General features: G+C 67.6%; 21 protein-coding genes. 14 read left to right on the plus strand and 7 right to left on the minus strand.

From position 1 onward, the window contains the following. Positions 1-89 precede the first annotated feature (89 nt). Positions 90-1,307, minus strand: coding sequence for a tryptophan synthase subunit beta (trpB, locus tag Q8S38_RS14045; RefSeq protein ID WP_305681049.1), 1,218 nt, complete (start codon positions 1,305-1,307; stop codon positions 90-92). Then, positions 1,304-1,993, minus strand: coding sequence for a phosphoribosylanthranilate isomerase (locus Q8S38_RS14050; protein WP_305681050.1), 690 nt, complete (start codon positions 1,991-1,993; stop codon positions 1,304-1,306). Before Q8S38_RS14050 ends, trpB begins: the two co-directional genes overlap by 4 nt. A 43-nt stretch (positions 1,994-2,036) precedes the next feature. On the opposite strand from Q8S38_RS14050, the gene Q8S38_RS14055 reads away from it, so the two are divergent. Together Q8S38_RS14055 and typA are read left to right on the plus strand one after the other, a co-directional pair. Next, the gene (locus tag Q8S38_RS14055) at positions 2,037-3,410 is read left to right on the plus strand and encodes a TAXI family TRAP transporter solute-binding subunit (protein WP_305681051.1); all 1,374 of its coding nucleotides are present in this window, start codon (positions 2,037-2,039) and stop codon (positions 3,408-3,410) included. Positions 3,411-3,649: 239 nt separating this feature from the next. Beyond that, on the plus strand, positions 3,650-5,473 hold the full coding sequence (gene typA, locus Q8S38_RS14060) for a translational GTPase TypA (RefSeq protein WP_305681052.1): 1,824 nt from the start codon (positions 3,650-3,652) through the stop codon (positions 5,471-5,473). 101 nt (positions 5,474-5,574) lie between these two features. Here typA and Q8S38_RS14065 read toward each other — a convergent pair whose 3' ends face one another. Further along, a complete protein-coding gene (locus Q8S38_RS14065) occupies positions 5,575-6,414 on the minus strand; it encodes a universal stress protein (protein WP_305681053.1) in 840 nt (279 codons plus the stop codon). Between Q8S38_RS14065 and Q8S38_RS14070 the strand changes: the two genes are divergently transcribed. The 3 genes from Q8S38_RS14070 to Q8S38_RS14080 all read left to right on the plus strand — a co-directional run bounded on the left by Q8S38_RS14070 (position 6,413) and on the right by Q8S38_RS14080 (position 8,906). Further along, a complete protein-coding gene (locus Q8S38_RS14070) occupies positions 6,413-6,946 on the plus strand; it encodes a hypothetical protein (RefSeq protein WP_305681054.1) in 534 nt (177 codons plus the stop codon). The genes Q8S38_RS14065 and Q8S38_RS14070 overlap by 2 nt on opposite strands. A 42-nt stretch (positions 6,947-6,988) precedes the next feature. Next, positions 6,989-7,834: a universal stress protein gene (locus Q8S38_RS14075; RefSeq protein WP_305681055.1), complete on the plus strand. Its 846-nt coding sequence runs from the start codon at positions 6,989-6,991 to the stop codon at positions 7,832-7,834. Positions 7,835-7,973: 139 nt separating this feature from the next. After that, on the plus strand, positions 7,974-8,906 hold the full coding sequence (locus Q8S38_RS14080) for an aldo/keto reductase (RefSeq protein ID WP_305681056.1): 933 nt from the start codon (positions 7,974-7,976) through the stop codon (positions 8,904-8,906). Positions 8,907-8,930: 24 nt separating this feature from the next. Here the strand turns inward: Q8S38_RS14080 and Q8S38_RS14085 are convergent, their stop codons facing one another. After that, positions 8,931-10,385 (minus strand): AMP nucleosidase, encoded by a 1,455-nt coding sequence (locus Q8S38_RS14085; protein WP_305681057.1) that lies wholly within the window; start codon positions 10,383-10,385, stop codon positions 8,931-8,933. Between the two features lie 170 nt (positions 10,386-10,555). Between Q8S38_RS14085 and Q8S38_RS14090 the strand changes: the two genes are divergently transcribed. Both Q8S38_RS14090 and Q8S38_RS14095 read left to right on the plus strand, forming a co-directional pair. After that, positions 10,556-11,038 (plus strand): DUF1579 domain-containing protein, encoded by a 483-nt coding sequence (locus Q8S38_RS14090; RefSeq protein WP_305681058.1) that lies wholly within the window; start codon positions 10,556-10,558, stop codon positions 11,036-11,038. A gap of 29 nt (positions 11,039-11,067) precedes the next feature. Next, entirely contained in the window at positions 11,068-11,499 is a 432-nt protein-coding gene (locus Q8S38_RS14095) for a VOC family protein (RefSeq protein ID WP_305681059.1), read from the plus strand. A 159-nt stretch (positions 11,500-11,658) separates the two neighbouring features. On the opposite strand, the gene ubiB is transcribed toward Q8S38_RS14095, so the two are convergent. Both ubiB and ubiE read right to left on the minus strand, forming a co-directional pair. Next, positions 11,659-13,215: a 2-polyprenylphenol 6-hydroxylase gene (gene ubiB / locus Q8S38_RS14100; protein WP_305681060.1), complete on the minus strand. Its 1,557-nt coding sequence runs from the start codon at positions 13,213-13,215 to the stop codon at positions 11,659-11,661. A gap of 163 nt (positions 13,216-13,378) precedes the next feature. Then, positions 13,379-14,191, minus strand: a complete 813-nt coding sequence (ubiE, locus tag Q8S38_RS14105; protein WP_371125885.1) for a bifunctional demethylmenaquinone methyltransferase/2-methoxy-6-polyprenyl-1,4-benzoquinol methylase UbiE — start codon at positions 14,189-14,191, stop codon at positions 13,379-13,381. A 62-nt stretch (positions 14,192-14,253) separates the two neighbouring features. Between ubiE and mutM the strand changes: the two genes are divergently transcribed. After that, positions 14,254-15,153, plus strand: coding sequence for a bifunctional DNA-formamidopyrimidine glycosylase/DNA-(apurinic or apyrimidinic site) lyase (gene mutM, locus Q8S38_RS14110; protein WP_305681062.1), 900 nt, complete (start codon positions 14,254-14,256; stop codon positions 15,151-15,153). Positions 15,154-15,176: 23 nt separating this feature from the next. On the opposite strand, the gene Q8S38_RS14115 is transcribed toward mutM, so the two are convergent. Beyond that, the gene (locus Q8S38_RS14115) at positions 15,177-15,728 is read right to left on the minus strand and encodes a lipocalin family protein (protein ID WP_305681063.1); all 552 of its coding nucleotides are present in this window, start codon (positions 15,726-15,728) and stop codon (positions 15,177-15,179) included. A gap of 183 nt (positions 15,729-15,911) precedes the next feature. On the opposite strand from Q8S38_RS14115, the gene Q8S38_RS14120 reads away from it, so the two are divergent. The 6 genes from Q8S38_RS14120 to recF all read left to right on the plus strand — a co-directional run bounded on the left by Q8S38_RS14120 (position 15,912) and on the right by recF (position 23,038). After that, positions 15,912-16,685, plus strand: a complete 774-nt coding sequence (locus Q8S38_RS14120; protein ID WP_305681064.1) for an enoyl-CoA hydratase — start codon at positions 15,912-15,914, stop codon at positions 16,683-16,685. 111 nt (positions 16,686-16,796) lie between these two features. Then, on the plus strand, positions 16,797-17,795 hold the full coding sequence (locus tag Q8S38_RS14125; protein ID WP_305681065.1) for a threo-3-hydroxy-L-aspartate ammonia-lyase: 999 nt from the start codon (positions 16,797-16,799) through the stop codon (positions 17,793-17,795). A gap of 205 nt (positions 17,796-18,000) precedes the next feature. Further along, positions 18,001-18,267 (plus strand): 30S ribosomal protein S20, encoded by a 267-nt coding sequence (gene rpsT / locus Q8S38_RS14130; protein WP_054142654.1) that lies wholly within the window; start codon positions 18,001-18,003, stop codon positions 18,265-18,267. 779 nt (positions 18,268-19,046) lie between these two features. Further along, positions 19,047-20,585 (plus strand): chromosomal replication initiator protein DnaA, encoded by a 1,539-nt coding sequence (dnaA, locus tag Q8S38_RS14135; protein WP_305681066.1) that lies wholly within the window; start codon positions 19,047-19,049, stop codon positions 20,583-20,585. A gap of 196 nt (positions 20,586-20,781) precedes the next feature. Continuing rightward, positions 20,782-21,897, plus strand: a complete 1,116-nt coding sequence (gene dnaN / locus Q8S38_RS14140) for a DNA polymerase III subunit beta (RefSeq protein ID WP_305681067.1) — start codon at positions 20,782-20,784, stop codon at positions 21,895-21,897. A gap of 13 nt (positions 21,898-21,910) precedes the next feature. Beyond that, a complete protein-coding gene (gene recF / locus Q8S38_RS14145; RefSeq protein WP_305681068.1) occupies positions 21,911-23,038 on the plus strand; it encodes a DNA replication/repair protein RecF in 1,128 nt (375 codons plus the stop codon). Positions 23,039-23,092 lie beyond the last annotated feature (54 nt).

A 23,092-nucleotide genomic window follows, 5' to 3' on the forward strand; every position in this document is an offset into this window, starting at 1 on the left:
CGCTTCTGGCCAGGACAACCCATGGTTGCCGGTTTGACGGTGCGAGTCGAGAGGTCTTGCCGCTTATCGCGGCTCAGCCGCGATTTTTGTCACATCCCGCCGAGGATTTCGGCAACCTGCGGGATGTCCTTGTCGCCGCGGCCGCAGAGATTCATCACCATCAGATGATCCTTCGGCAGGGTCGGGGCGAGCTCGATCACCTTGGCCAGCGCATGAGCCGGCTCCAGCGCGGGGATGATGCCCTCGAGCTTCGAGCAGAGCTGGAAGGCCGAAAGCGCCTCGTCATCGGTCGCGGAGATGTAGGAGACGCGGCCGGTATCGTGCAGCCAGGCATGCTCGGGGCCGATGCCGGGGTAATCCAGGCCGGCCGAGATCGAATGCGCGTCCTTGATCTGTCCATCATCGTCCATCAGCAGATAGGTGCGGTTGCCGTGCAGCACGCCGGGCCGTCCGCCGGTCAGCGAGGCCGCATGCTGCGCTGTCGAAAGACCATGGCCGGCTGCTTCCACGCCCCACATCTTGACCGTGGGGTCGTCGAGGAAGGGGTGGAACAGGCCGATCGCGTTCGAACCGCCGCCGATCGCCGCGATCAGCGAATCCGGCAGGCGGCCTTCCATTTCCTGCATCTGCTCGCGGGTCTCGTTGCCGATCACCGACTGGAAGTCGCGCACCATGGCCGGATAGGGGTGCGGGCCCGCCGCCGTGCCGATGCAGTAGAAGGTGGTGTCGACATTGGTGACCCAGTCGCGCAGGGCCTCGTTCATCGCGTCCTTGAGCGTCTTGGTGCCCGACTGCACGGGCACCACGCTGGCGCCCAGGATCTTCATGCGGAAGACGTTGCTCGCCTGCCGCGCGACATCGACGGCGCCCATATAGACGATGCACTCCAGGCCGAAGCGGGCGCAGAGCGTCGCTGTGGCGACGCCATGCTGGCCGGCGCCGGTCTCGGCGATGATGCGCTTCTTGCCCATGCGCCGCGCCAGCAGAATCTGGCCGAGCACGTTGTTCACCTTGTGCGCGCCGGTGTGGTTGAGTTCGTCGCGCTTGAAATAGATCTTCGCGCCGCCGAGATGGTCCGTCATGCGCTCTGCGAAATAGAGCGGCGAGGGCCGGCCGACATAGTGCTTCAGATAGTTGGCCATGTCGGCCTGGAAGCCGGGATCGACCTTGGCGGCCTCATAGGCCTGCTCCAGCGACAGCACGAGCGGCATCAGCGTCTCGGCGACGAAGCGCCCGCCGAACAGGCCGAAGCGCCCGTTCTCATCGGGGCCGGAGCGATAGGTGTTGGGGTTCTGGGGCGCGTTCATGTCCGGCCTGCCTCTTGTGTCGCTGCTGCCGCCGCGGCCCGTGCCGCAACGACGAAATCCGTGATCCGATCGATGTCCTTGACGCCGGGTGCGCTTTCCACGCCCGACGAGACGTCGACGCCCGATGGCCTTGTGACGGTGATGGCCTGCGCCACATTCGCCGGATCGAGCCCGCCCGATAGCATGAAGCGCAAAGCGGGGTCGAGCGCCGCCAGGATCGACCAGTCGAACGGTCTGCCATGCCCGCCCGGATAGGCGGCGTCTTTCGGCGCCTTGGCGTCGAGCAGGATGCGGTCGGCGACCTCCTGATAGGACGCGATCGCGGCGAGATCATGCTGCGTGGCGATGCCCAACGCCTTCATGACGCACAAGCCGGTCGCATCCTTGATGGCGCCGACCCGCTCAGGCGTTTCCTGCCCATGCAGTTGCAGCCAGTCGGGCCGCAGCCATTCGACGAGGTGGCGGGCCTCGTCGGGCTCGTGATCGACGATCAGCGCCACGATCTCGGCGCGGCCGCGCGCCATCGCGGCGAGTTCGAGGGCCTGGATGTCCGAGACGAAGCGCGGGCTCCTAGGGTGAAACACGAGGCCGATCATCTCGACGCCGGCGGTCAGGGCAGCATCCAGCGTCTGCGGCGTCGACAGACCGCAGATCTTGATCGCGAAGGGAGGCACGGGACGTTCCATCGCACGGCTCTAGCATGAAGGTGAACGGCGCCGCACTTGCGACATGATGACAGACGAAGCAATGCTCGACGAGCCCGGACGGTGGGTCGAGGCGCGGCAGGGCGGGCAGATACGGGTGTTCGGCAAGGGACGGCGCGGTTTCACGATCCTGGCGGGGCTGCTGGCGATGGCCGGTTTGACGGCCGCGATCTTCTACGTCGCCAATCAGCCGCGCACGCTCAAACTGGCCGTCGGCCCGCTCGGTTCCGAGGATGCCCGGATGGCGGCAGGCTTCGTGCAGGGGCTCAACCGAGAGAAATCCCAGATTCGCCTCAGGCTCATCCTGACGGAAGGCTCGGAGGAGAGCGCCCGCAAGGTCGATGGCGGCGACGCCGATCTCGCCATCGTGCGGCCTGATATCGCGCTGCCGGCCAAGGCCGATACGGCGCTGATCACGCGTCGGTCCTTTCCCTTCCTGATCACTGACAAGGACAGCGCGATCGGCCGCATTGCCGATCTGCGCGGTCGCAGGGTCGGGGTGGTGCGCAATCCCGCCGGCAATATCGTGCTGTTGAAGCTCGTGCTGGCGCAGTACGAGGTCGATCCCACCGAGGTGACGATCATCGGCCTGACGCCCGACGAGATCGTCCCCGCGGCCAGGGAACGGCGCGTCGACGCCTTCTTTTCCGTCAATGCGGTGGGGGCACGCGCCAATGGCGACGGCACCGCCCGGCTGCGCTCGGCCTGGGGCGAGGACCCCGTCCTGATCCCGATCCGCGAGGCCGACGCGCTGGCGGCGCGGGTGCGCGCCATCGAGACCGGCGAGATCGTCAGGGGCGCGCTCGGGGGCGATCCGCCGCGCCCGTCGGAGAACCTGCCGACGATCGCGATCACCTCGCGGCTGGTCGCCTCGCAGGATCTCGACGAGGACGTCGTCGGAAACCTCGTCAGCGCGCTTCTGGCGCTGCGGGTGACGCTGGCCGCAGAACTGCCGCAGATCCAGGGGCTCGAGGCGCCCGCGACCGACAAGGACGCGCCGCTGCCCGTCCATCCCGGTGCCGCCGCCTTCATCGACGGCGAACAGAAGACGTTCTTCGAGCGCTATGGCGACTGGTTCTATCTCGGCGTCATGGCGCTGTCGCTGTTTGGCACCGGCGCGGCCGGCCTGCTCGGCCGCGAAAGCGCCGCAAGACGGCGGCAGGCGATGCTGGGGCTCGACCGCCTGCTGGCGCTCCTGCCGCAGATCCGCAGCACGACCGATCTGGACAGGCTCGACCGCTACCGCAGCGAAGCCGATGCGATCCTGCTCGAGGTTCTCGGCGATTTCGGCCAGGGCAACCTCGATTCCTCGGCCATTGCGGCCTACCGCCTGGTCTTCGATCAGGTTAGCCGCGCGGTGGTCGAGGCCAAGATCAGGGCCGCAGCCATCCAGATCTGATGTCGTGACGGCGACAGGCTGGCCAGCTGACGGCCTTCCGAGGACCGAACGCAGCGGCAAAGCGGCTCCGGGCCGGCACGCGATTCACCCTGCGCCCGGCGAGCGGGCCGTTCGTGGTTGCCCAAACGCCCGTCAAGGGTTATGTGCAGCGCAGCGAATTCCAGTTTCCTCGTGAACGGGCTGCGCCGGCAGGGCATCGATCCTCGCCGGCTTGTGGCCATGACAAAGGCCCTTCCCGCATGTCCATGCGCAATATCGCCATCATCGCCCACGTCGACCACGGCAAGACTACGCTCGTCGACAAGCTCCTGCAGCAGTCGGGTACTTACCGCGACAATCAGCGCGTGATCGAGCGCGTGATGGATTCCAACGAGCTCGAGAAGGAGCGCGGCATCACCATTCTCGCCAAGGCGACCTCGGTCGTCTGGAAGGATGTCCGCATCAACATCGTCGATACCCCCGGCCACGCCGATTTCGGCGGCGAGGTCGAGCGCATCCTGAACATGGTCGATTCGGCCATCGTGCTGGTCGATGCCGCCGAGGGCCCGATGCCCCAGACCAAGTTCGTGGTGTCGAAGGCCCTGAAGCTGGGCCTCAAGCCGATCGTGGCGATCAACAAGGTCGACAAGCCCGACGCCCGCGTCACCGAGGTGATCAACGAGGTCTTCGACCTCTTCGCCGCGCTCGACGCCAATGACGAGCAGCTCGATTTCCCGATCCTCTACGGTTCGGGCAAGCAGGGCTGGATGGCCCATGACCCCGCCGGTCCGCAGGACCAGGGCCTGGCCCCGATGTACGACCTCATCCTCAGCCATGTGCCCGAGCCGCGCATCGAGGAGGGTCCGTTCCGGATGCTCGGCACGCTGCTCGAGGCCAACCCCTATCTCGGCCGCATCATCACCGGTCGCGTCGTCTCCGGCTCGGCCAAGCCCAACCAGCAGATCAAGGTGCTGTCGGGCGACGGCACGCTGGTCGAGAGCGGCCGCATCACCAAGATCCTGGCCTTCCGTGGCCTCGAGCGCACGCCGATCGAAGAGGCCATCCCCGGCGATATCGTCTCCATCGCGGGTCTGGTGAAGGGCTCCGTCGCCGACACCTTCTGCGACCCGTCCGTCGAGACCCCGATCAAGGCCCAGCCGATCGACCCGCCGACCGTCTCGATGACCTTCATGGTCAACGATTCGCCGCTGGCCGGCACGGAAGGCGACAAGGTCACCACCCGCGTCATCCGCGACCGCCTGTTCAAGGAGGCCGAGGGCAATGTCGCGCTGAAGATCGAGGAAGCCAAGGACAAGGACAGCTACATCGTCTCGGGCCGCGGCGAACTCCAGCTCGCGATCCTGATCGAGCAGATGCGCCGCGAGGGCTTCGAGCTCGGCGTTTCGCGTCCCCGCGTCGTGCTCAAGCGCGACGAGGCTGGCCAGCTGCTCGAGCCGATCGAGGAGGTCATCATCGACGTCGACGAGGAGCATTCCGGCGTCGTCGTGCAGAAGATGTCCGAGCGCAAGGCCGACATGCTGGAGATGCGGCCCTCCGGCGGCAATCGCCTGCGCCTGGTCTTCCATGCCCCGACGCGCGGCCTGATCGGCTACCAGGGCGAATTGCTGACCGACACGCGCGGCACCGCGATCATGAACCGGCTGTTCCATGCCTATCTCCCCTACAAGGGCGAGATCGGCGGCCGCCGTAACGGCGTGCTGATCGCGATGGAGACCGGCGAGGCCGTGGCCTATGCGCTCTGGAACCTCGAGGATCGCGGCCCGATGATGATCGAGCCCGGCTGGAAGGTCTATCAGGGCATGATCGTCGGCGAGCACACCCGCGAGAACGATCTCGAGGTGAACGTGCTCAAGGGCAAGAAGCTCACCAACATCCGTACCACCTCGAAGGACGAGGCCGTGCGCCTGACCCCGCCGATCCGCATGACGCTGGAGCGGTCGCTGGCCTGGATCGACGATGACGAGTTGGTCGAGGTCACCCCGAAGTCGATCCGCCTGCGCAAGGGCGTTCTCGACCCCAACGAGCGCAAGCGCTCGCAGAAGATGAAGGCCGAAGTGGCCTGATCGGCTTCCTTCCGAGCCATTGAAATCAAAAAGGGCGAGCCTCGCGGCGCGCCCTTTTTTATTGTTCTGAGCGTTGCCTGGTCGGCGCGCCGCGGCGGCTCTCAGTGGCTCATCAGGATCGGCAGCGTGCTGTCCTTCAGCAGCGACTGCGTCACACCGCCGAGCAGCCACTCGCGCAGCCGGGAATGCTTGTAAGCGCCGCAGACGATCAGATCCGCGCCGAAGGCTTTCGCCGCCTGCGCGATCTCGCTGGCGACGTCGGGCTGCGTCAACGCCACGTTGCGAACCGTGACCTTGATGCCGTGCCGCGACAGATGCGGCGCGAGATCGGTGCCGCCGAGGCTGCTCGACAGATCTTTTTCGCCGCTGACCGTGAGAATCTCGACCTCGTCGGCTTCGCTCAGGAAGGGCATCGCATCGCCGACGGCCCGCGCCGCCGAGGCGCCGCCATCCCAGGCGATCAGGATCCGCTTCGCCGAAAACGTCTCGCAGCCGGGCGGAACGATCAGGACGGGCCGCCCGCTGTCGAACAACGCCGCCTCGATCAACCCGCGGTCGCGCTGCACCGGGTCCTTCTCGAGATCGAGGATGCTGACATCGTGGACCCGCGCATGGGCGAGCAGCTGGTCGCAGAGATTGGCGTAGATCAGCGACGGCGTCTCGATCGTGCAGGTCACCCCGGCGAGATCGGCGCGGCCCCTGGCCTTCTCCGCGAAGGCATCGGCCAGTTCGGTGATGCGGCGGTTCTCGCGGTTGATCAGTTCGGCCCCGAAGGCGCCGACCAGAGAGCCGGGCACGCCATAGCGCATCGAGGCGGCCTGCAGGGTCAGATGCGCGCCCGCCTGCTGCGACAGGGACATCGCGTAAGCGAGGGCCGAGCTCTGCTCCCCGCGCCCTTCTTCCGTGAAGGCGATGAAAACACTCTTGATCGATGCGAGCATGGCGAGCCTCCAGGCTGTTGTTCTGTTGCGGCAGCTTGCCCCGAAGGCGCAGGCGGCATCTTGCGCTGGATCAATCCACCCTGTGGCGATCGATGAAACAGTAGATCGGCGAACGGAAGACCGAAGGAACGGCACCATGTTACAGCGCATCTCGCTTCATCTGGGGCGCACGCCCACCCATCCTGAAGGCGACAGCCGGGACGGCTACGAGATCACCGCGCCGCTCGATGCCGAAGGCCGGCTGGTGGCCGCGGAATGGCAGGCGGCGCGGGACAAATGCCGCGTTCGCCGTTTCAGCCCCGGTGAGTCTGACCGCTATGGCTGGCTGCTGCACCGGGCCGGCGGCGAGGGCGGCGCGAATTGGGGAATCGATTACAACGATGCCTCCAGCGACGACGACGAGGTCGGCTACAAGCTCGACCGCCACCGCTTCACGATCGGCGAATATGTCTCGATCCGCGAGCAGGATGGCGACTTCCTGCCCTACAAGGTCGTGGCCATTCATCCCGTGGGCAAGCCGGCTGCGGCCTGACCCCCACCGCCATAGCAACCCTCTCCGACGGAGACGATGGCCATGCCGACTGCCCGATCCGCCGCCCAGCCTCTGGGTTTTGGCGCGCTGCTCACGCCCGTTCATCTCGGCACCGGTGCGCAGGCGACGATCCGTTTCGCCGCTGGGCTGGCCAGGGCCCTGTCCTGCCGGCTGATCGGCATCGGCGCCGATCAGATCGATCTGCCCTATTATGGCGACGGCACCGGCATGGTCGACGCCGTCCTCGTCGAGAACGCCCGCGGCGTGGTCATCGAGGATCTCGCCAGGGCTGAGGCCCTGTTTCGCCAGGCGGCGCAGGGCGTCGCGCTCGACTGGCGCTGCGCGATCGAGCAACCCCGCGCCTTCGCGCTGACGCAGTCGCGTGCGGCCGATCTGGTGGTGATGGCAAGGCAGGGGCCAGACGATCAGGCGCTGGGGCGCATGGGCGTCGCGCCGGGCGACATCGTCATGGAGCTCGGGCGACCGATCCTGCTGGTTCCGCCGGGCGTCGAAACCTTGACCGCCAAGAGCGTGATCGTCGCATGGAAGGACACGCGCGAGGCGCGGCGCGCCGTCCAGGATGCGCTGCCGTTTCTGGTCCGGGCCGAACTGGTCAGCGTGCTTGCGGTCGGGGCCGATCCCGAGGACGACGGCGCGCAGGATGTCTGCGGCTATCTCGCCCAGTTCGGGATCGCGGCGCGCGCGGTGCTGCGCCCCGACAGCGGCGAATACATCGTCGACGAGATCACCCGACAGGTCGCGCAGCAGGGAGCCGACCTCATCGTTGCCGGCGCCTATGGCCACAGCCGCCTGCGCGAATGGATCTTCGGCGGCGTCACGCAGGATCTGATCGAGACCACGCCCGTCTGCTGCCTGATGTCGCACTGAGGCGCGGGCCGGCTCATTACGGCTGGCTGCGCTGCGTCCATCCGCCTTGCGTCCTGCGCAGCGGCGCTGGCCGCTTGCCGTGCTTGTGACGGCGGCCCGGCTCTGGTCCTGTGGGCCTTCCGGCAGAAGGACCTCTTCCATGCAGTTCCGCAATCTCGGCCGCTCCGGCCTGCGCGTCTCCCTTGTCGGCCTCGGCTGCAACAATTTTGGCGGACGCATCGATGATGCGGCGGCGGCCAGGGTCGTCGATGCGGCGATCGACCATGGCATCACCCTGTTCGACACCGCCGACATCTATGGCGAGAAGGCGGGTTCGGAACGGGTGCTCGGCGAGTTGCTCGGCGCGCGCCGCAAGGACATCGTGCTGGCGTCCAAGTTCGGCATGAAGATGTTCCATGGCGGGCAGGGCGGTTCACGCCGCTACATCATCAGCGCCGTCGAGGAGTCGCTTTCGCGGCTGAAGACCGACTGGATCGACCTCTATCAGTTCCACACGCCCGACCCGCTGACCCCGATCGACGAGACGCTGCGCGCGCTCGAGGATCTCGTGACGCAGGGCAAGGTCCGCTACACCGGCTGCTCCAACATGCCGGCTTGGCAGGTCGCGGACGCGCAATGGACTGCGCGCGATCTGCGTCTCGCCGGCTTCGCCTCGGCGCAGGACGAGTACAGCCTGCTCAAGCGCGGCGCCGAGAAGGACTTGATCCCCGCGCTCAGCCATTACGGCATGGGGCTGCTGCCCTATTTCCCGCTCGCCAACGGCGCCCTCACCGGCAAATACAAGCGCAACGCGCCGATGCCCGACGGCGCACGCCTGACCAAGCTGCCCGAGCGCGCCGGCCAGATCTTCAGCGACGCGAACTGGACGAAGATCGAGGCGCTGACCGATTTCTGTGAGGCGCGCGGCAAGACGCTGGTCGAGCTCGCCTTCTCCTGGCTTGCCGCCCAGCCGGTCGTCTCCAGCGTCATCGCCGGCGCGACCAAGCCGGAGCAGATCGCTGCCAATGTGAAGGCGGCCGACTGGGCGCTGACCGCCGACGACCTCGCCGGGATCGACCGCATCACCGCATGACGGTGCGCGAGCTCCGCGGCCCGCTCACCGGAAGGGCGGCTCGTCGAAGCTGCGCAGCTTGCGCGAATGGATCGTCGAGCCGGCTTTCTTGAGCTTCTCCAGCGCCGCGAGCCCGATCCGCAGATGCTCGCTGACGGCGCGCTCGTAAAAGGCGTTCGCCGCACCCGGCAGCTTGATCTCGCCATGCAGCGGCTTGTCGGAAACGCAGAGCAGCGTGCCATAGGGCACACGCAGCCGGTAGCCCTGCGCCGCGATCGTGCCTGACTCCATGTCGACAGCGATGGCGCGCGACAGGTTGATCCGTCGACGCTCCTTGGTCCAGCGCAGCTCCCAGTTGCGGTCGTCCTGCGTCACCACGGTTCCGGTGCGCAGGCGGTTCTTGAGCTGGTCGCCCTTCTCGCCGGTCACCTCGGCGGCGGCCTCTTGCAACGCCACCTGCACCTCCGCCAGCGCAGGCACCGGCACGTCCGGCGGCACCAGCTCGTCGAGGATTCCGTCCTGCCTGAGATAGGCATGGGCGAGGACATAATCGCCGATGATCTGCGTCTGCCGCAGGCCGCCGCAATGGCCGACCATCAGCCAGCAATGCGGGCGCAGCACGGCCAGATGGTCGGTGATGTTCTTGGCGTTGGAGGGGCCGACGCCGATGTTGATCAGGGTCACGCCCTGCCCGTTCTTGCGCAGCAGGTGATAGGCCGGCATCTGGAAGCGGTGCCAGGGCGCCGACATCACCCGTTCCGCCGCGCTGACATCGACACCGTCGCGCTCGATCCGCACCCCGCCCGGCGTCACCAGCGCCTGTGCCGTGCCGGCTTCAATCTCGGCCAGCCCCAGCCGGACGAACTGGTCGACATAGCGGTGGTAGTTGGTCAGCAGCACCCAGGGCTGCACCGCGCGCCAGTCGGTGCCGGTGTAGTGCACCAGCCGGCGCAGCGAATAATCCACCCGCACCGCGTCGAACAGCGAGAGCGGCCGTGGCTGCCCCTCGACGATGTCGAAGGTGCCGTCGGCGATCTCGTCGCCGACCAGCGAGAGCAGCGGTGTCGGGAAATACCGCGCCAGCTCGGCCGCCGTGATCTTGCCGCGCCCCAGCTCGTCGCCGCCGTCGAGCGCATAGGGGTAGGGAATCTCCTGGTCGCTGACGCCGGTCTCGATCGTCGCGCCATACTCCTCGACCAGCGGCTGAAGCTGGTCGAGCAGATAGGCACGAAACTCCGCCGGTTGCGTCACGGTGGTCGAGTAGATGCCCGGCGCCGCGAACTTCGCATAGCCGCGCCGGGTGGCCGTCGGCAGCCTCGACGGCTCATAGGTCACGCGCAGCAGCGGGTAGCGATAAGCCGCGCGCTCGCCGGGCGTCGGCGCCTGCCCTGTGTCGAAGAAGCGCTGCAGGTCCCGGCGCAGCGCCGCCCGCGCCTCGCCATAGAGACGTTCGAGCCGGTCGATCGCGGCGGCGGGATTTGCGGCTGTCTCGAACGTCATGGGCGGGGGCGTCCTTTCGTTCGCACGAGCTTTAGCCCCGGCCGCGCGCGCGTGACAACTGCCGGCGGCTGACAGGGGCCTCGCCTTGACTCGATGACCATCGCTAATTACTAAACCAATCAGTTAACTTAGGCTGAGCCCGAGAACGAGACTACGAGGAGGAGATGCCGATGTTCGCCAAACCGCAGAAGGAACACGACTGGCTGCAGCAGCTCGTCGGCGAGTGGACCTCGGAAATGGACTGCGCCATGGGGCCGGACCAACCGCGGCAGAAATCCAAGGGCAGGGAAACCGTGCGATCGCTCGGCGGGCTCTGGACGCTCGGCGAAGGCGAGGGCGAGCTGCCCGACGGCACGACCGGCAGGACGCTGATGACGCTGGGCTTCGACCCCGTGAAGGGTCGTTTCGTCGGCAGCTTCATCGGTTCGATGATGACGCATCACTGGCTCTACGAGGGTACCCTCGACGAAGCCGCCAACGTGCTGACGCTCGAATCCTCGGGCCCGAACATGATGGGCGACGGCGCCATCATCCCCTATCGCGACGTCGTCACCCTCCGCTCGCCCGATCACCGCATCCTGGCGTCCTACATGCCCGACGGCAAAGGCGGCTGGAGCGAATTCATGACGGCTCAATACCGCCGCGTGGCCTGATCACCCGCGTCCGTCCGAAGGAGAGACCGATGAAGATCGCCCCCTATCTGATGTTCGACGGCAACTGCCGCGAGGCCTTCACCACCTATGAGACCGTCTTCGGCGGCCGGATCGTCGCCATGATGGACCATCGCGGCACGCCGGCCGAAGCCCATGTCCCGCCCGAATGGCTGGACAAGATCATGCATGCCTGCCTCGAGCTCGACGGCCAGATGCTAATGGCCTCCGACGCCCCGCCCGAGCGCAGCGATGGCCCGATGCGCAGCGTCTCGGTGTCGGTCAACGTGCCGGAGATCGCCGAGGCCGAGCGCCTCTTCGCGGCCCTCTCCGAGGGCGCGACCACCCAGATGCCGATGGAGGAAACCTTCTGGGCGCCCCGCTTCGGCATGCTGCGCGACCGCTTCGGCACGAACTGGATGATCGGCGCCGAGATGCCGGCCGACAGGGCCAATTGCGGCTGAGCCGCCTGTCATTCCGGGGCGCCGCGACAGCGGCGAACCCGGAACCCACGACCGGGCGAGGGGCATACATTCTCGAAATTCCGGATCGGGAAGCTGGGTGGGCTGCGCCAAGCCGTGGATTCCGGGTTCTTCGCTCCGCGAAGCCCCGGAATGACAGGGTTACCCCAGCACCGCCCAGGCGAGCAGGCCTGCGATCACCCAGAGCGCCCAGTTGCCCCAGCGGTTGCGCTGCGCCTCGGCGCGGCCGATCGCGGCGACGCTGCGCTCGTCGAGCGAGAAACCGTGGCGCGAGGCGTCCTCGAGCTGCCCGAGCACGCGTTCGGCGCGGGCGACCGTCTCGGGCAGGCGCGACAGGCTGCCCAGCAGCGACCCTGCCCCGCGCCCGGCCTCCTGAACCCGGCCGAGCGGGCCGAGATTCTGCGTGATCCAGTCGCGCACCACCGGCTCGGCCGTGCTCCACATGTCGAGATGCGGATCGAGCGTGCGCGCCACGCCCTCGACCACCACCATGGTCTTCTGCAGCATGACGAGCTCGGTGCGCGTCGCCATGTCGAACATGCCGGTGATCTCGAAGAGCAGCGTCAGCACCTTCGCCATCGAGATCTGGTCGGCGCTCTTGTCATGGATCGGCTCGCCGACAGCGCGGATCGCCTGCGCGAAATCGGCGACGTCGTGATGAACCGGTACATAGCCGGCCTCGAAATGCACCTCCGCGACGCGGGTATAGTTGCGGGTGATGAAGCCGAGCAGGATCTCGGCGAGGAAGCGCCGTTCCTTCAGGCCGAGCCGCCCCATGATGCCGCCATCGACCGCCACCAGCCGGCCCTGCGCATCCACGAACAGGTTTCCCGGATGCATGTCGGCATGGAAGAAGCCGTCGCGGATCGCGTGCTTCAGGAAGGACTGGATGACGATGCGCCCCAGCGTCGGCAAATCGTGGCCGGCCGCACGCAGGCCCTCGATGTCCGACAGGCGGACCCCGTCGATCCACTCGTCGACCAGCATCTCGCGCGCGGTCAGCTGCCAGTCGGGCTGGGGCACGCGGAAATCGGCGTCGTCCTTGGTGTTCTCGGCGAATTCCGACAGCGCGGCGGCCTCCAGCCGCAGATCCATCTCCATCGTCACCGAGCGCGCCAGCGTCTCGACCACGCCGGTCATGCGCAGGCGGCGCGCCTCTGCGGAGCGTCGCTCGGCGAGTTCCGCGCCGAAGCGCATCGCGCCGAGATCGCGCTGGAAACGGTCGCGAATGCCCGGCCGCAGGATCTTCACGGCGACCTCGCGGCCGTCGTTCAGCCGGGCGCGGTGCACCTGCGCGATCGAGGCCGCAGCCACGGGCTCGCCGAATGACGCGAAGACCTGCTCCACCGGCCGGCCATGAGCCGCCTCAATGATGGCGCGCGCCTGGGCGACGGGGAAGGGCGGCATCCGGTCCTGTAGGGCCGAGAGATCGGAGGCGATCTTCATGCCGACCACGTCCGGCCGCGTCGCCAGGAACTGCCCGAACTTGACATAAGAAGGGCCGAGCCGCGTCAGCGCCGCCGCCAGCCGCGTCGCGGACGTCCCGGCGCCGCGCCGCTCGATCAGCCGTCCAAGCCGGATCAGTCCGCGCGCCAGCGGCGGCAGCACGGACGGGTCGACCAGGGCGAGCGCACCCTCGCGCGCCAGCACGAAGCCGACGCGGGCGGTGCGTGCGAGATGGAAGAGGGAGGAGATCATGGGAGAACGCCCGTCGGCGCTTCGGCTTCATCTGTGAACCCAAGCGCGCCGTCGTCCCGGGCGGAGCGACGCGCAGACCCGGGACCCATGCCGGACCGGTACTGGAATGGGTCCCGGGTCTCCCTCCGGTCGCCCGGGACGACGGCGCGATGAAAGGTACGCCTCACAGCTTCCAGCCCGAATGCAGCGCCACGACGCCGCCGGTCATCGGCGTGAACTTCGCGCGGCGGAAACCGGCGGCCTCGATCATGCCGGCGAAGGCCTGCGGGCGCGGGAATTTGCGGATCGATTCGACCAGATACTGGTAGGGCTCGGCCTCGCCGGTCACCATCCGCCCCATCGGCGGGATGACGTTGAAGGAATAGGCCTCGTAGACCTTGTCCAGTAGGGGCACGTCGACATGGCTGAATTCGAGGCACAGGAACCGCCCGCCCCGCTTGAGCACCCGGTAGGCTTCCGACAGGGCCTTGTCGATGCGCGGCACGTTGCGGATGCCGAAGGCGATCGTATAGGCGTCGAAATGGTTGTCGGGCAGGCCGAGTTCCTCGGCATTGCCCTGGACGAAGGCGATGCGGTCGTCGTCGGGGAAGCGCTTGGCCGCCCGATCGCGCCCGACGCTCAGCATCTCCGCGTTGATGTCGAGCACCGTCACCTGCGTCTGCGGTCCGCCCGCCTCCAGCACCGAGAAGGCGATGTCGCCCGTGCCGCCGGCCACGTCGAGATGCCGGAAGGGCCGGTCCTTCGGCGGGTTGATCGCCGTCAGCAGCGCACTCTTCCAGGCCCGATGCAGGCCCGCCGACATGAGATCGTTCATCACATCGTAGCGGGCGGCGACCTTGTGGAAGACGTCGTCGACCTTGGCCTGCTTCTCGGCGAGCGGCACGGTCTCGAAACCGAAATGGGTGGTGTCCGAAGCTGCTGTCACGATCGGTCCGATCCTGTGCAATCTGTCTTGTCTTTGCCTGGGGCGATGCATAGCCAAACCAGCAGGGCTTGTCGCGGCCCCTCTCGACGCAGGCCGACCGGAGAGTATGTGAGATGCCCGAGCTTCCCGAGGTCGAGACGGTGCGGCGCGGGCTGGAGCCGGCCATGCTGGGCGAGACGCTGCAGCGGGTCGAGCAGAACCGGCCGGATTTGCGCTTTCCATTGCCGGAGCGCTTCGCCGCCCGCCTGACCGGCCGGCGCGTCGAGGCCCTGTCGCGGCGTGCGAAATATCTGATCGCCGATCTCGACGACGGCCAGGCGCTGATCATGCATCTCGGCATGAGCGGGCGCTTCGTGGTCGAGGCCCCCGGCACCCCTTCCGTGGAGCCGGGGGCCTATTACAACGAGATCGGCCGGCACCTGATCCACGACCATGTCGTCTTCCACATGGGGTCGGGCGCCCGCATCACCTATAACGACGTCCGCCGCTTCGGCTTCATGGACCTCGTGCCGCGTGCCGAGCTCGCGACCTCCAAGCATTTTGCCGGCATGGGCATCGAGCCGCTCGGCAACGAACTCTCCGGCGAGACGCTGGCGCGGCTCTTCGCGGGCAAATTCGCGCCGCTGAAGGCGGCGCTGCTCGACCAGCGCCTCGTGGCGGGCTTGGGCAACATCTATGTCTGCGAGGCGCTGTTCCGCGCCGGCCTCCATCCCGAGGCCGAGGCCGGCTCGATCGCCACGCCGACCGGCCGGCCGCGCCCCGCGGCGCATGCGCTGGCGCAGATCATCCGCGACGTCCTGGAGGAGGCGATCCTGTCGGGCGGCTCGACCTTGCGCGACTTCGCCCATGCCGACGGCTCGCTCGGCTATTTCCAGCACCGCTTCAAGGTCTATGACCGCGAGGGGCAGCCCTGCACGGCACCGGGCTGCGGCAACCTCGTCAGCAGGCTCGTCCAGTCCGGCCGCTCGACCTTCTATTGCGAGACCTGCCAGCCCCGCGCGCCGCGGCGCTGACGCGCCGGGCGTGGGGGCCTGCCTTAGCGCCGCGGCAGCTCCGGATATTCCAGCTTCGACACGTCGTAGCCGAGCGCGGCGGCGCGCTGGACGAGCTGGCGGCGCAGCGCCGGGCTCATCTTCGGGTCGCGCACGAAGATATAGAGATCGGTGAAGGTCGGATCGGCCGAGATGAACCAGCTGTAGTCCGGGGCGCGGTCGAGGATCCAGTAGTCGCGCACGATCGGCACGACGCCGAAGAGCGTGTAGGTCACGCGCAGCTTCGCATTGGTGCCGGGATCGAGAATCTCGCCCGGCCCGCCGATCGTCTTGAGTTCGCCCGAGGGCGTCCCCATCCGGCAGGAATCGAGCACCTCGATCCGCCCCTGCGCGTCGCGCTTGTACTCGGTCGCGCCGGCGACGCAGCCATCGGTGATGGCCATCGGACGCCGGGCGAATTCGTGCCAGAGCCCGGTATAGAGCCGCTCGACCGCGACCGGCTTGGCGGGCTGCGGCGCATTGCTGCTCTGGAGCCCGGCCGAGGCACAGCCGGCGAGCAGGAGCCCGGCGAGGAGGGCGATGATCGGCGCGCGCATCAGGGATATCCTCCGGCGGGGTTTGCGGTCGTGTGGAGGATACGCGCTGACCCCTGTGCCGGATCCATTCGGTCCCGCTGCATCTCCCCGTCGCAGCACAGCCCGCCTTGCACCGGCGCGCATGGACCACCGCAGTCCGCCCCGTTAAAGCTCGACGGCAAGAGACCATCCCGGGAGGCTGCCATGGCTTATGAGACCATTCTCGTCGAGACGAAGGGCAAGGTCGGCGTCATCACGCTGAACCGGCCCCAGGCGCTGAACGCGCTGAACGGACAGCTCATCGCCGAGATCAACATGGCGCTCGACGGCTTCGAGCGCGACCCCGGCATCGGCTGCATCGTGCTGACCGGCTCGGAGAAGGCCTTCGCCGCCGGCGCCGACATCAAGGAGATGCAGGGCCGAACCTACCCCGAGACCTATCTCGACGACAAATTCGCCGATTGGGACCGCGTCGGCCAGCGCCGCAAGCCGATCATCGCCGGTGTCGCGGGCTTCGCGCTCGGCGGCGGCTGCGAGCTCGCCATGATGTGCGATTTCATCATCGCCGCCGACAACGCGAAATTCGGCCAACCCGAGATCAATCTCGGCGTCATCCCCGGCGCCGGCGGCACGCAGCGGCTGACCCGCGCGATCGGCAAGGCCAAGGCGATGGATCTCTGCCTCACCGGCCGGATGATGGATGCAGCCGAGGCCGAACGCGCCGGGCTGGTGGCCCGCATCGTGCCGCTCGCTGATCTGATGACCGAGGTCATGAAGGCCGCCGACGCCATCGCCGCCAAATCGCTGCCCTCGGCCCTGATGGTCAAGGAGAGCGTCAACCGCGCTTTCGAGGTCACGCTGGCCGAAGGCGTCCGCTTCGAGCGCCGGCTGTTCTCGTCGCTTTTCGCCACGCAGGACCAGAAGGAAGGCATGAGTGCCTTCGCCGAGAAGCGGAAGCCCGACTTCAAGAACCGCTGACCGCCCGAGCCGTCCAGCCCTGTCGCGGGCATGGTTGGCGTCACAGAGTTTGATTGGAGCCGGGATCGCGCCGGCCGCACGATGGCCCGAAGCCCTCACACAGGATCGCCCATGACCGCCGCCCTCAAGCCGACCGAGACCGGTCTCGTCCTCCCGACCTATGCCGATGTCGAAATCGCGGCTGGCCGCCTCCAGGGCGTCGCCCACCGCACCCCGGCCCTGACCTCGCGCACCGCCAATGAGCGCACGCGCGCCAATCTCGTCTTCAAGCCCGAGAACCTGCAGCGCATGGGCGCCTTCAAGTTCCGCGGCGGCTACAACGCCATCGCGGCGCTGTCGCCGGCGCAGAAGAAGGCCGGCGTCGTCAGCTTCTCCTCCGGCAACCATGCCCAGGCGATCGCCTATGCTGGCCGGCTGCTCGGCGTGCCGACGACCATCATCATGCCGCTCGACGCTCCCGCGGCCAAGGTCGCCGCCACCCGCGGCTATGGCGCCGAAGTCATCACCTATGACCGCTACACCCAGGACCGGCTCGCGATCGGCGCCGAGCTTGCGCAGACGCGCGGCCTTGCGCTGATCCCTCCTTACGACCATCCCGACGTCATCGCCGGGCAGGGCACGGCGGCCAAGGAGTTGATCGAGGATGCCGGGCCCCTCGACATCCTGCTGGTCTGCCTGGGCGGCGGCGGGCTGCTCGCCGGCTGCGCGCTCGCCGCCAAGGCGCTCAATCCCGCCTGCCGGGTCTTCGGCGTCGAGCCGGAGGCCGGCAATGATGGCCAGCAATCGCTGCGCTCGGGAAAGATCGTCAAGATCGCCGTGCCCAAGACCATCGCCGACGGCGCCCAGACGCCCTTCCTGGGCGACTACACCTTCCCGATCATCCAGGCGCTGGTCGAGGACATCGTCACCGTCAGCGACGAGGCCCTGGTCTCGGCGATGCGCTTTTTCGCCGAGCGGATGAAGCTCGTCGTCGAGCCCACCGGCTGCCTCGCCGCCGCGGCCGCCTTCACCGGCGCCGTGCCCGTCGAAGGCAAGCGCGTCGGCGTGATCATCAGCGGCGGCAATGTCGATCTGGGCAGCTTCGCCCGCTTCCTGGCGCCGGCTGGCTGATCGAGCGTCGGTCCCGGCGCGATTCTTCGGTGGCGCCGGCAATTCCTCGTTGACGCGAACCTGGCTTGAGACTATACGCCACCCACTCGCGACGGCCCGCGAAAGCATCGGTCGTCGCTCCAGCATTTCCATCACGGTAGCGGTCGTGTCCCGCCAGGCAATTGCCAGGCGCCCGGTCGCGATGCAGAAGACGAGGACGTATCCGATGGCCAATACGACGTCGGCCAAAAAGGCGACGCGCAAGATCGAGCGCCGCACCGAGGTCAACAAGGCGCGCCGTTCGCGGATGCGCACTTTCCTGCGCAAGGTCGAAGAGGCGATCGCCTCCGGCGACAAGGGCGCCGCTTCCGACGCCCTGAAGGCCGCCCAGCCCGAGATCATGCGCGCCGCTCAGAAGGGCATCGTGCACAAGAACACCGCCTCGCGGAAGGTCTCGCGCCTGGCCCATCGGATCGGCGCTCTCGCCTCCTGATCGCCAGCTGCGGCATCGTATATCAGACGTTTGAAAAGCCCGGCTTCACGCCGGGCTTTTTGTCGTTCCGGGCCTGCTCGTGGCCGTTGCGCCACAGTGAAAACATGATCGAAAACGATCGTCCCGAAGCGCGATTCCGCAATCTTTCCGACCCTTTACGGGCTTGACTCCCCCAGGGCTTTCGGGGCGGAAAAACGCTCTCCGGAGCCCCCGCGACCGCGCAGCAAAAGCTCATATTTTTCAGGCCATTAGCGGGCAAAGGATTCGACCGCGGGGAATCCCGGCGACTCTGGGGCACCGCGCCTCGCGGCGCGAAAAAAAAGATTCGCGCCCTCCCCGGCATCGCCTTCATGAAGAAAATCTTAAGTCCCACAACCAATTGCGAGCCGGCTGCCGGTGGGTCACGACGGGCCTTCCGGGGGGTGACTCTCGGGTAGCGAACAATGGGCGTATTGCAGGCCTTCGAGAGCGCCCTGTAAGGTCTTTTTCAACGCCGGTTGGACAGCGATGGACGCCCGGCCTTTCCACAGGATTATCGGTTCTTGGCTCGCAACCCGGGGGTTGGAGGATGACGCTCTTTATCTTTTTCTAGCGTGAGATGAAGTGCGGCTTCGTCCTGCGACGAGCCTTTCCAGCGTAATCGATCAGAACGGACCGGAAAACCCGCGGGCCATCATCCGCAGGAACCCCTGTCCTATGACCGGTCAAAACAGCACCGGTTCGGCAGCCTCTCGGAGGCGGCCGGATCTGGCGCGCGAAGTGTCGAAGAAATGGGGCAAATGATGTTCGAACGGCGGCGGATGGACGATACGGTGGAGGTTGTGTCGGCGTCGGTGGGAAAGGGTTTCGCAGAGCAGGCTCGCCAGATCGATGAGGCGCCGGTGGTCATTCAGGCCTCGGCAGGAGAGGCCTGGGACCGTGTGCGGCGGCGCCTGCGGGCGGAACTCGGCGAGGATGTGTTCTCGAGCTGGTTTGCCCGTGTCGAACTCGGCAGCATCGTCGACGGCGTCGCCTATCTGACGGTGCCGACCCGCTTTCTGAAGAGCTGGCTCGAGTCGCACTATGCCGAGCGGCTGCGGGTCAACTGCATGGCCGAACTGGCGGGCCTGAACGGCGTCATGCTCTCGGTCCGCCAGGTCTCGCGCGACATGAGCCAGCCGCCCGCCGAGATCGTGCCGCTTCGCGGCCGCGCGACGGTCGCCGCCCCCACGGAGCCAAGGCCGGCCCCCGCGACCGGCATCGCGGCCGCCGAGCTTGGCGAGCGCGACCTGGTCGATGCCTGCGGCACGCTGCTCGACCGGCGGATGAATTTCCAGGCCTTCATTGTCGGCAAGTCGAACCAGCTCGCCTTCGCCGCCGCCGAGCGCATCGCGGCGGCGCCGGCCGGCACCACCCCCTATAACCCGCTCTACATCCATGCCGGGGTTGGGCTGGGCAAGACGCATCTGCTCCAGGCGATCGCGCAGGAGGCGCGCAGCCAGGGCAAGCGCGTCGCCTATTTCACCGCCGACCGCTTCATGTACGGCTTCGTCGCCGCGCTGAAGTCGCAGACGGCGCTGGCCTTCAAGGAGAAGCTGCGCGGCATCGATCTCCTCGTCGTCGACGATGTCCAGTTCATCCAGGGCAAGTCGATCCAGCAGGAGTTCGGCCATACGATCAACGCGCTGATCGACGCGGGCAAGCAGATCGTCGTTGCCGGCGACCGCATGGCCAATGATCTGGAGGCGCTCGACGAGCGCATCCGCTCGCGCCTCGGCGGCGGGCTCGTGGTCGAGGTCGGCGATCTCGACGAGGCGCTGCGGGCGACGATCCTGGGCAACCGGCTGGAGACGCTGCAGGCGGCCCATCCGAATTTCCAGGTCAATCCCGATGTCGTGACCTATGTCGCCCGCGTCGTCGCCACCAATGGGCGCGATCTCGACGGCGCCGCCAACCGTCTGCTCGCCCACGCGACGCTGTCGGGCCAGCCCGTCTCGCTGGAGACGGCGGAAGCCGCCATTCGCGACCTCGTTCGCACCCGCGAGCCGCGCCGCGTCAAGATCGAGGACATCCAGAAGCTGGTCGCGACCCGCTACAATGTCAGCCGCGCCGACATCCTCTCGGAGCGTCGCACCGCAGCCGTGGTCAAGCCGCGCCAGATCGCGATGTATCTCGCCAAGGCGCTGACGCCGCGTTCCCTGCCCGAGATCGGCCGGCGCTTCGGCGGTCGCGACCACACCACGGTGCTTCACGCCGTGCGCAAGATCGAAAAGGCGATCACCGAGGATCGCTCGCTGCATGACGAGGTCGATCTCCTGAAGCGCATGCTGCAGGAGTGAAGGCATGCGGGATCGGTGAAGACATGCGGGAGCGTGCTCGGCCGGCGTTCGGCCGGGCGCATTTCGCAGCGCGGCATTTTGGTTGTGGTTGCAGCCAAGGTGCCCTTGCGCCTCGCGCTGGCCTCCGGCAATGTCGGCGGCCATTCATGAGGCCCGTGCATTCGCTGCGGGCGCAGACACGCCAGAAGACTTGAAGATGAAGGTCACTGTCGAACGCTCCACCCTGCTGAAGTCGCTGGGCCACGTCCATCGCGTGGTGGAGCGCCGCAACACGATCCCGATCCTGTCGAACCTGTTGCTCAGCGGCACCGATGCCGGGCTGAAGCTGAAGGCGACCGATCTCGACATCGAGGTCGTCGAGACGGTGGCGGCTGATGTGGCCGAGCCTGGCGCGACCACCGTTCCGGCGCATACGCTCTACGACATCGTGCGCAAACTGCCCGACGGCGCGCAGGTTTCGCTCGAGACGACCGGCGACACCGGGCTCGTGCTGCGCTCGGGGCGTTCGCGCTTCCAGCTCCAGACCCTGCCCGAGAGCGATTTTCCCGACATCACCGCCGGCGAGATGGCCCACAGCTTCAAGCTGCCGGCCGGCGAACTCAAGCGCCTGATCGACAAGACCCAGTTCGCGATCTCGACCGAGGAGACGCGCTACTATCTCAACGGCATCTATCTCCACACCATCGATGTCGACGGCCGCCCGATGCTGCGTGCCGTGGCGACCGACGGTCACCGGCTTGCGCGCGTCGACACTGCCGCGCCGCAGGGCTCGGTCGGCATGCCCGGCGTGATCGTGCCCCGCAAGGCCGTCGCCGAGATCCAGAAGCTGCTGGAGGATGGCCAGAGCGAGGTCGTGGTCGAGCTCTCCGCCACCAAGATCCGTGTCGCCACTGCCGATGTCGTTTTGACCTCGAAGCTGATCGACGGCACCTTCCCGGACTATCAGCGCGTCATCCCGAGCGGCAACGACAAGCGCCTGACGGTCGACAAGGGTGATTTTGCGGCGTCCGTCGACCGCGTCTCGACGATCTCGTCGGAGCGCGGCCGCGCCGTGAAGCTCTCCATGGCCGATGGCCGGATGACGCTCTCGGTCACCAATCCCGATTCCGGCTCGGCGACCGAGGAGATCGAGGTCGACTACGAATCGAGCCCGCTCGATATCGGCTTCAACGCCCGCTACCTGATGGACATCGCCCAGCAGCTCGACGGCGACACCGCCCTGCTCAAGCTGGCCGATCCGGGTTCGCCGACGGTGATCCAGGATCGCGAGGGGGCCTCTGCGCTCTATGTGCTGATGCCGATGCGCGTCTAGGCGCCATCGCGCCGTGGCCGCCGTCGCGCGCCTGATCCTGCAGGATTTCCGCTCCTATCAGGCCCTCGATCTGCCGATCGGGGGCCAAATCATTGCGCTTGTCGGCGAAAACGGCGCCGGCAAGACCAATATCCTCGAAGCGCTGTCGCTGTTCTCGCCTGGCCGCGGCCTGCGACGCGCGGATCTGGCGGAGATGGCCAGGCAGGATGGCGACGGCGCCTTCGCGGTCTCGATCGCGCTGGACGATGACGGAGCCCGCCTCGGTGTCGGCCTGGGCCCTGCGGACGCAGACGGCAAGCGCGCCCGCCTCGCCCGGATCGACGGTGCGCCCGCCGGCTCGGCGCTTGCCTTCAGCGAGCACTTACGCGTCGTCTGGCTGACGCCCGATCTCGACGGTCTGTTTCGGGGCGCCGCCGGCGACCGCCGCCGCTTCCTCGACCGGCTGGTTCTGGCGGTCGACCCCGTGCATGGCACGCGCTCCAACGCGCTCGAAAAGGCGCTGCGCTCGCGCAACCGCATCCTCGAGGAGAATCCGGGCCAGACCCAATGGCTCGACGCCATCGAGCGCGAGATCGCCGAGCTCGGCGTCGCGGTCGCCGCGGCGCGCGCCGAGACCGTGGCGCGGCTGTCGGCCATCATCGCCGAGACGCGCGACGACGCCTCGCCCTTTCCCCATGCCGGCATCGCGCTCTCGGGCGAGATCGACCTTCTGGTGGCGCGCGGCGCGGCGCTCGACGCCGAGGATGGCTACCGCGCCCTGCTGCGCCAGGGCCGTACGCGCGACCGTGCGGCCGGGCGCACGCTGACGGGTCCGCAGGCCTCCGATCTCGAGGTTCGACACGGCCCCAAGGGCATTCCCGCAGGGCAGGGCTCGACCGGCGAGCAGAAGGCGCTGCTGATCGGGCTCGTGCTGGCCCATGCCAGGCTGGTCGCGGCGATGAGCGGCCTGAGCCCGCTCGTCCTGCTCGACGAGATCGCCGCCCATCTCGATCCACGCCGGCGCGCCGCGCTCTACGAGGGGCTCACGGCTCTGGGCTGCCAGGTCTGGATGACCGGGGCCGACGCGGCCCTGTTCGGCGATCTGCCCTCGGGCGCGCAACGGCTCGCGGTCACACCCGGCCAGATCGAACGCCTCGATTGACAAACAACCGTGGCGAGCAAAGGCGTTCGTGGTTGAGCAGCGGTTAACCATTCC

The sequence above is a fragment of the Allobosea sp. genome (assembly GCF_030695125.1).
Lineage (GTDB): Bacteria > Pseudomonadota > Alphaproteobacteria > Rhizobiales > Beijerinckiaceae > Allobosea.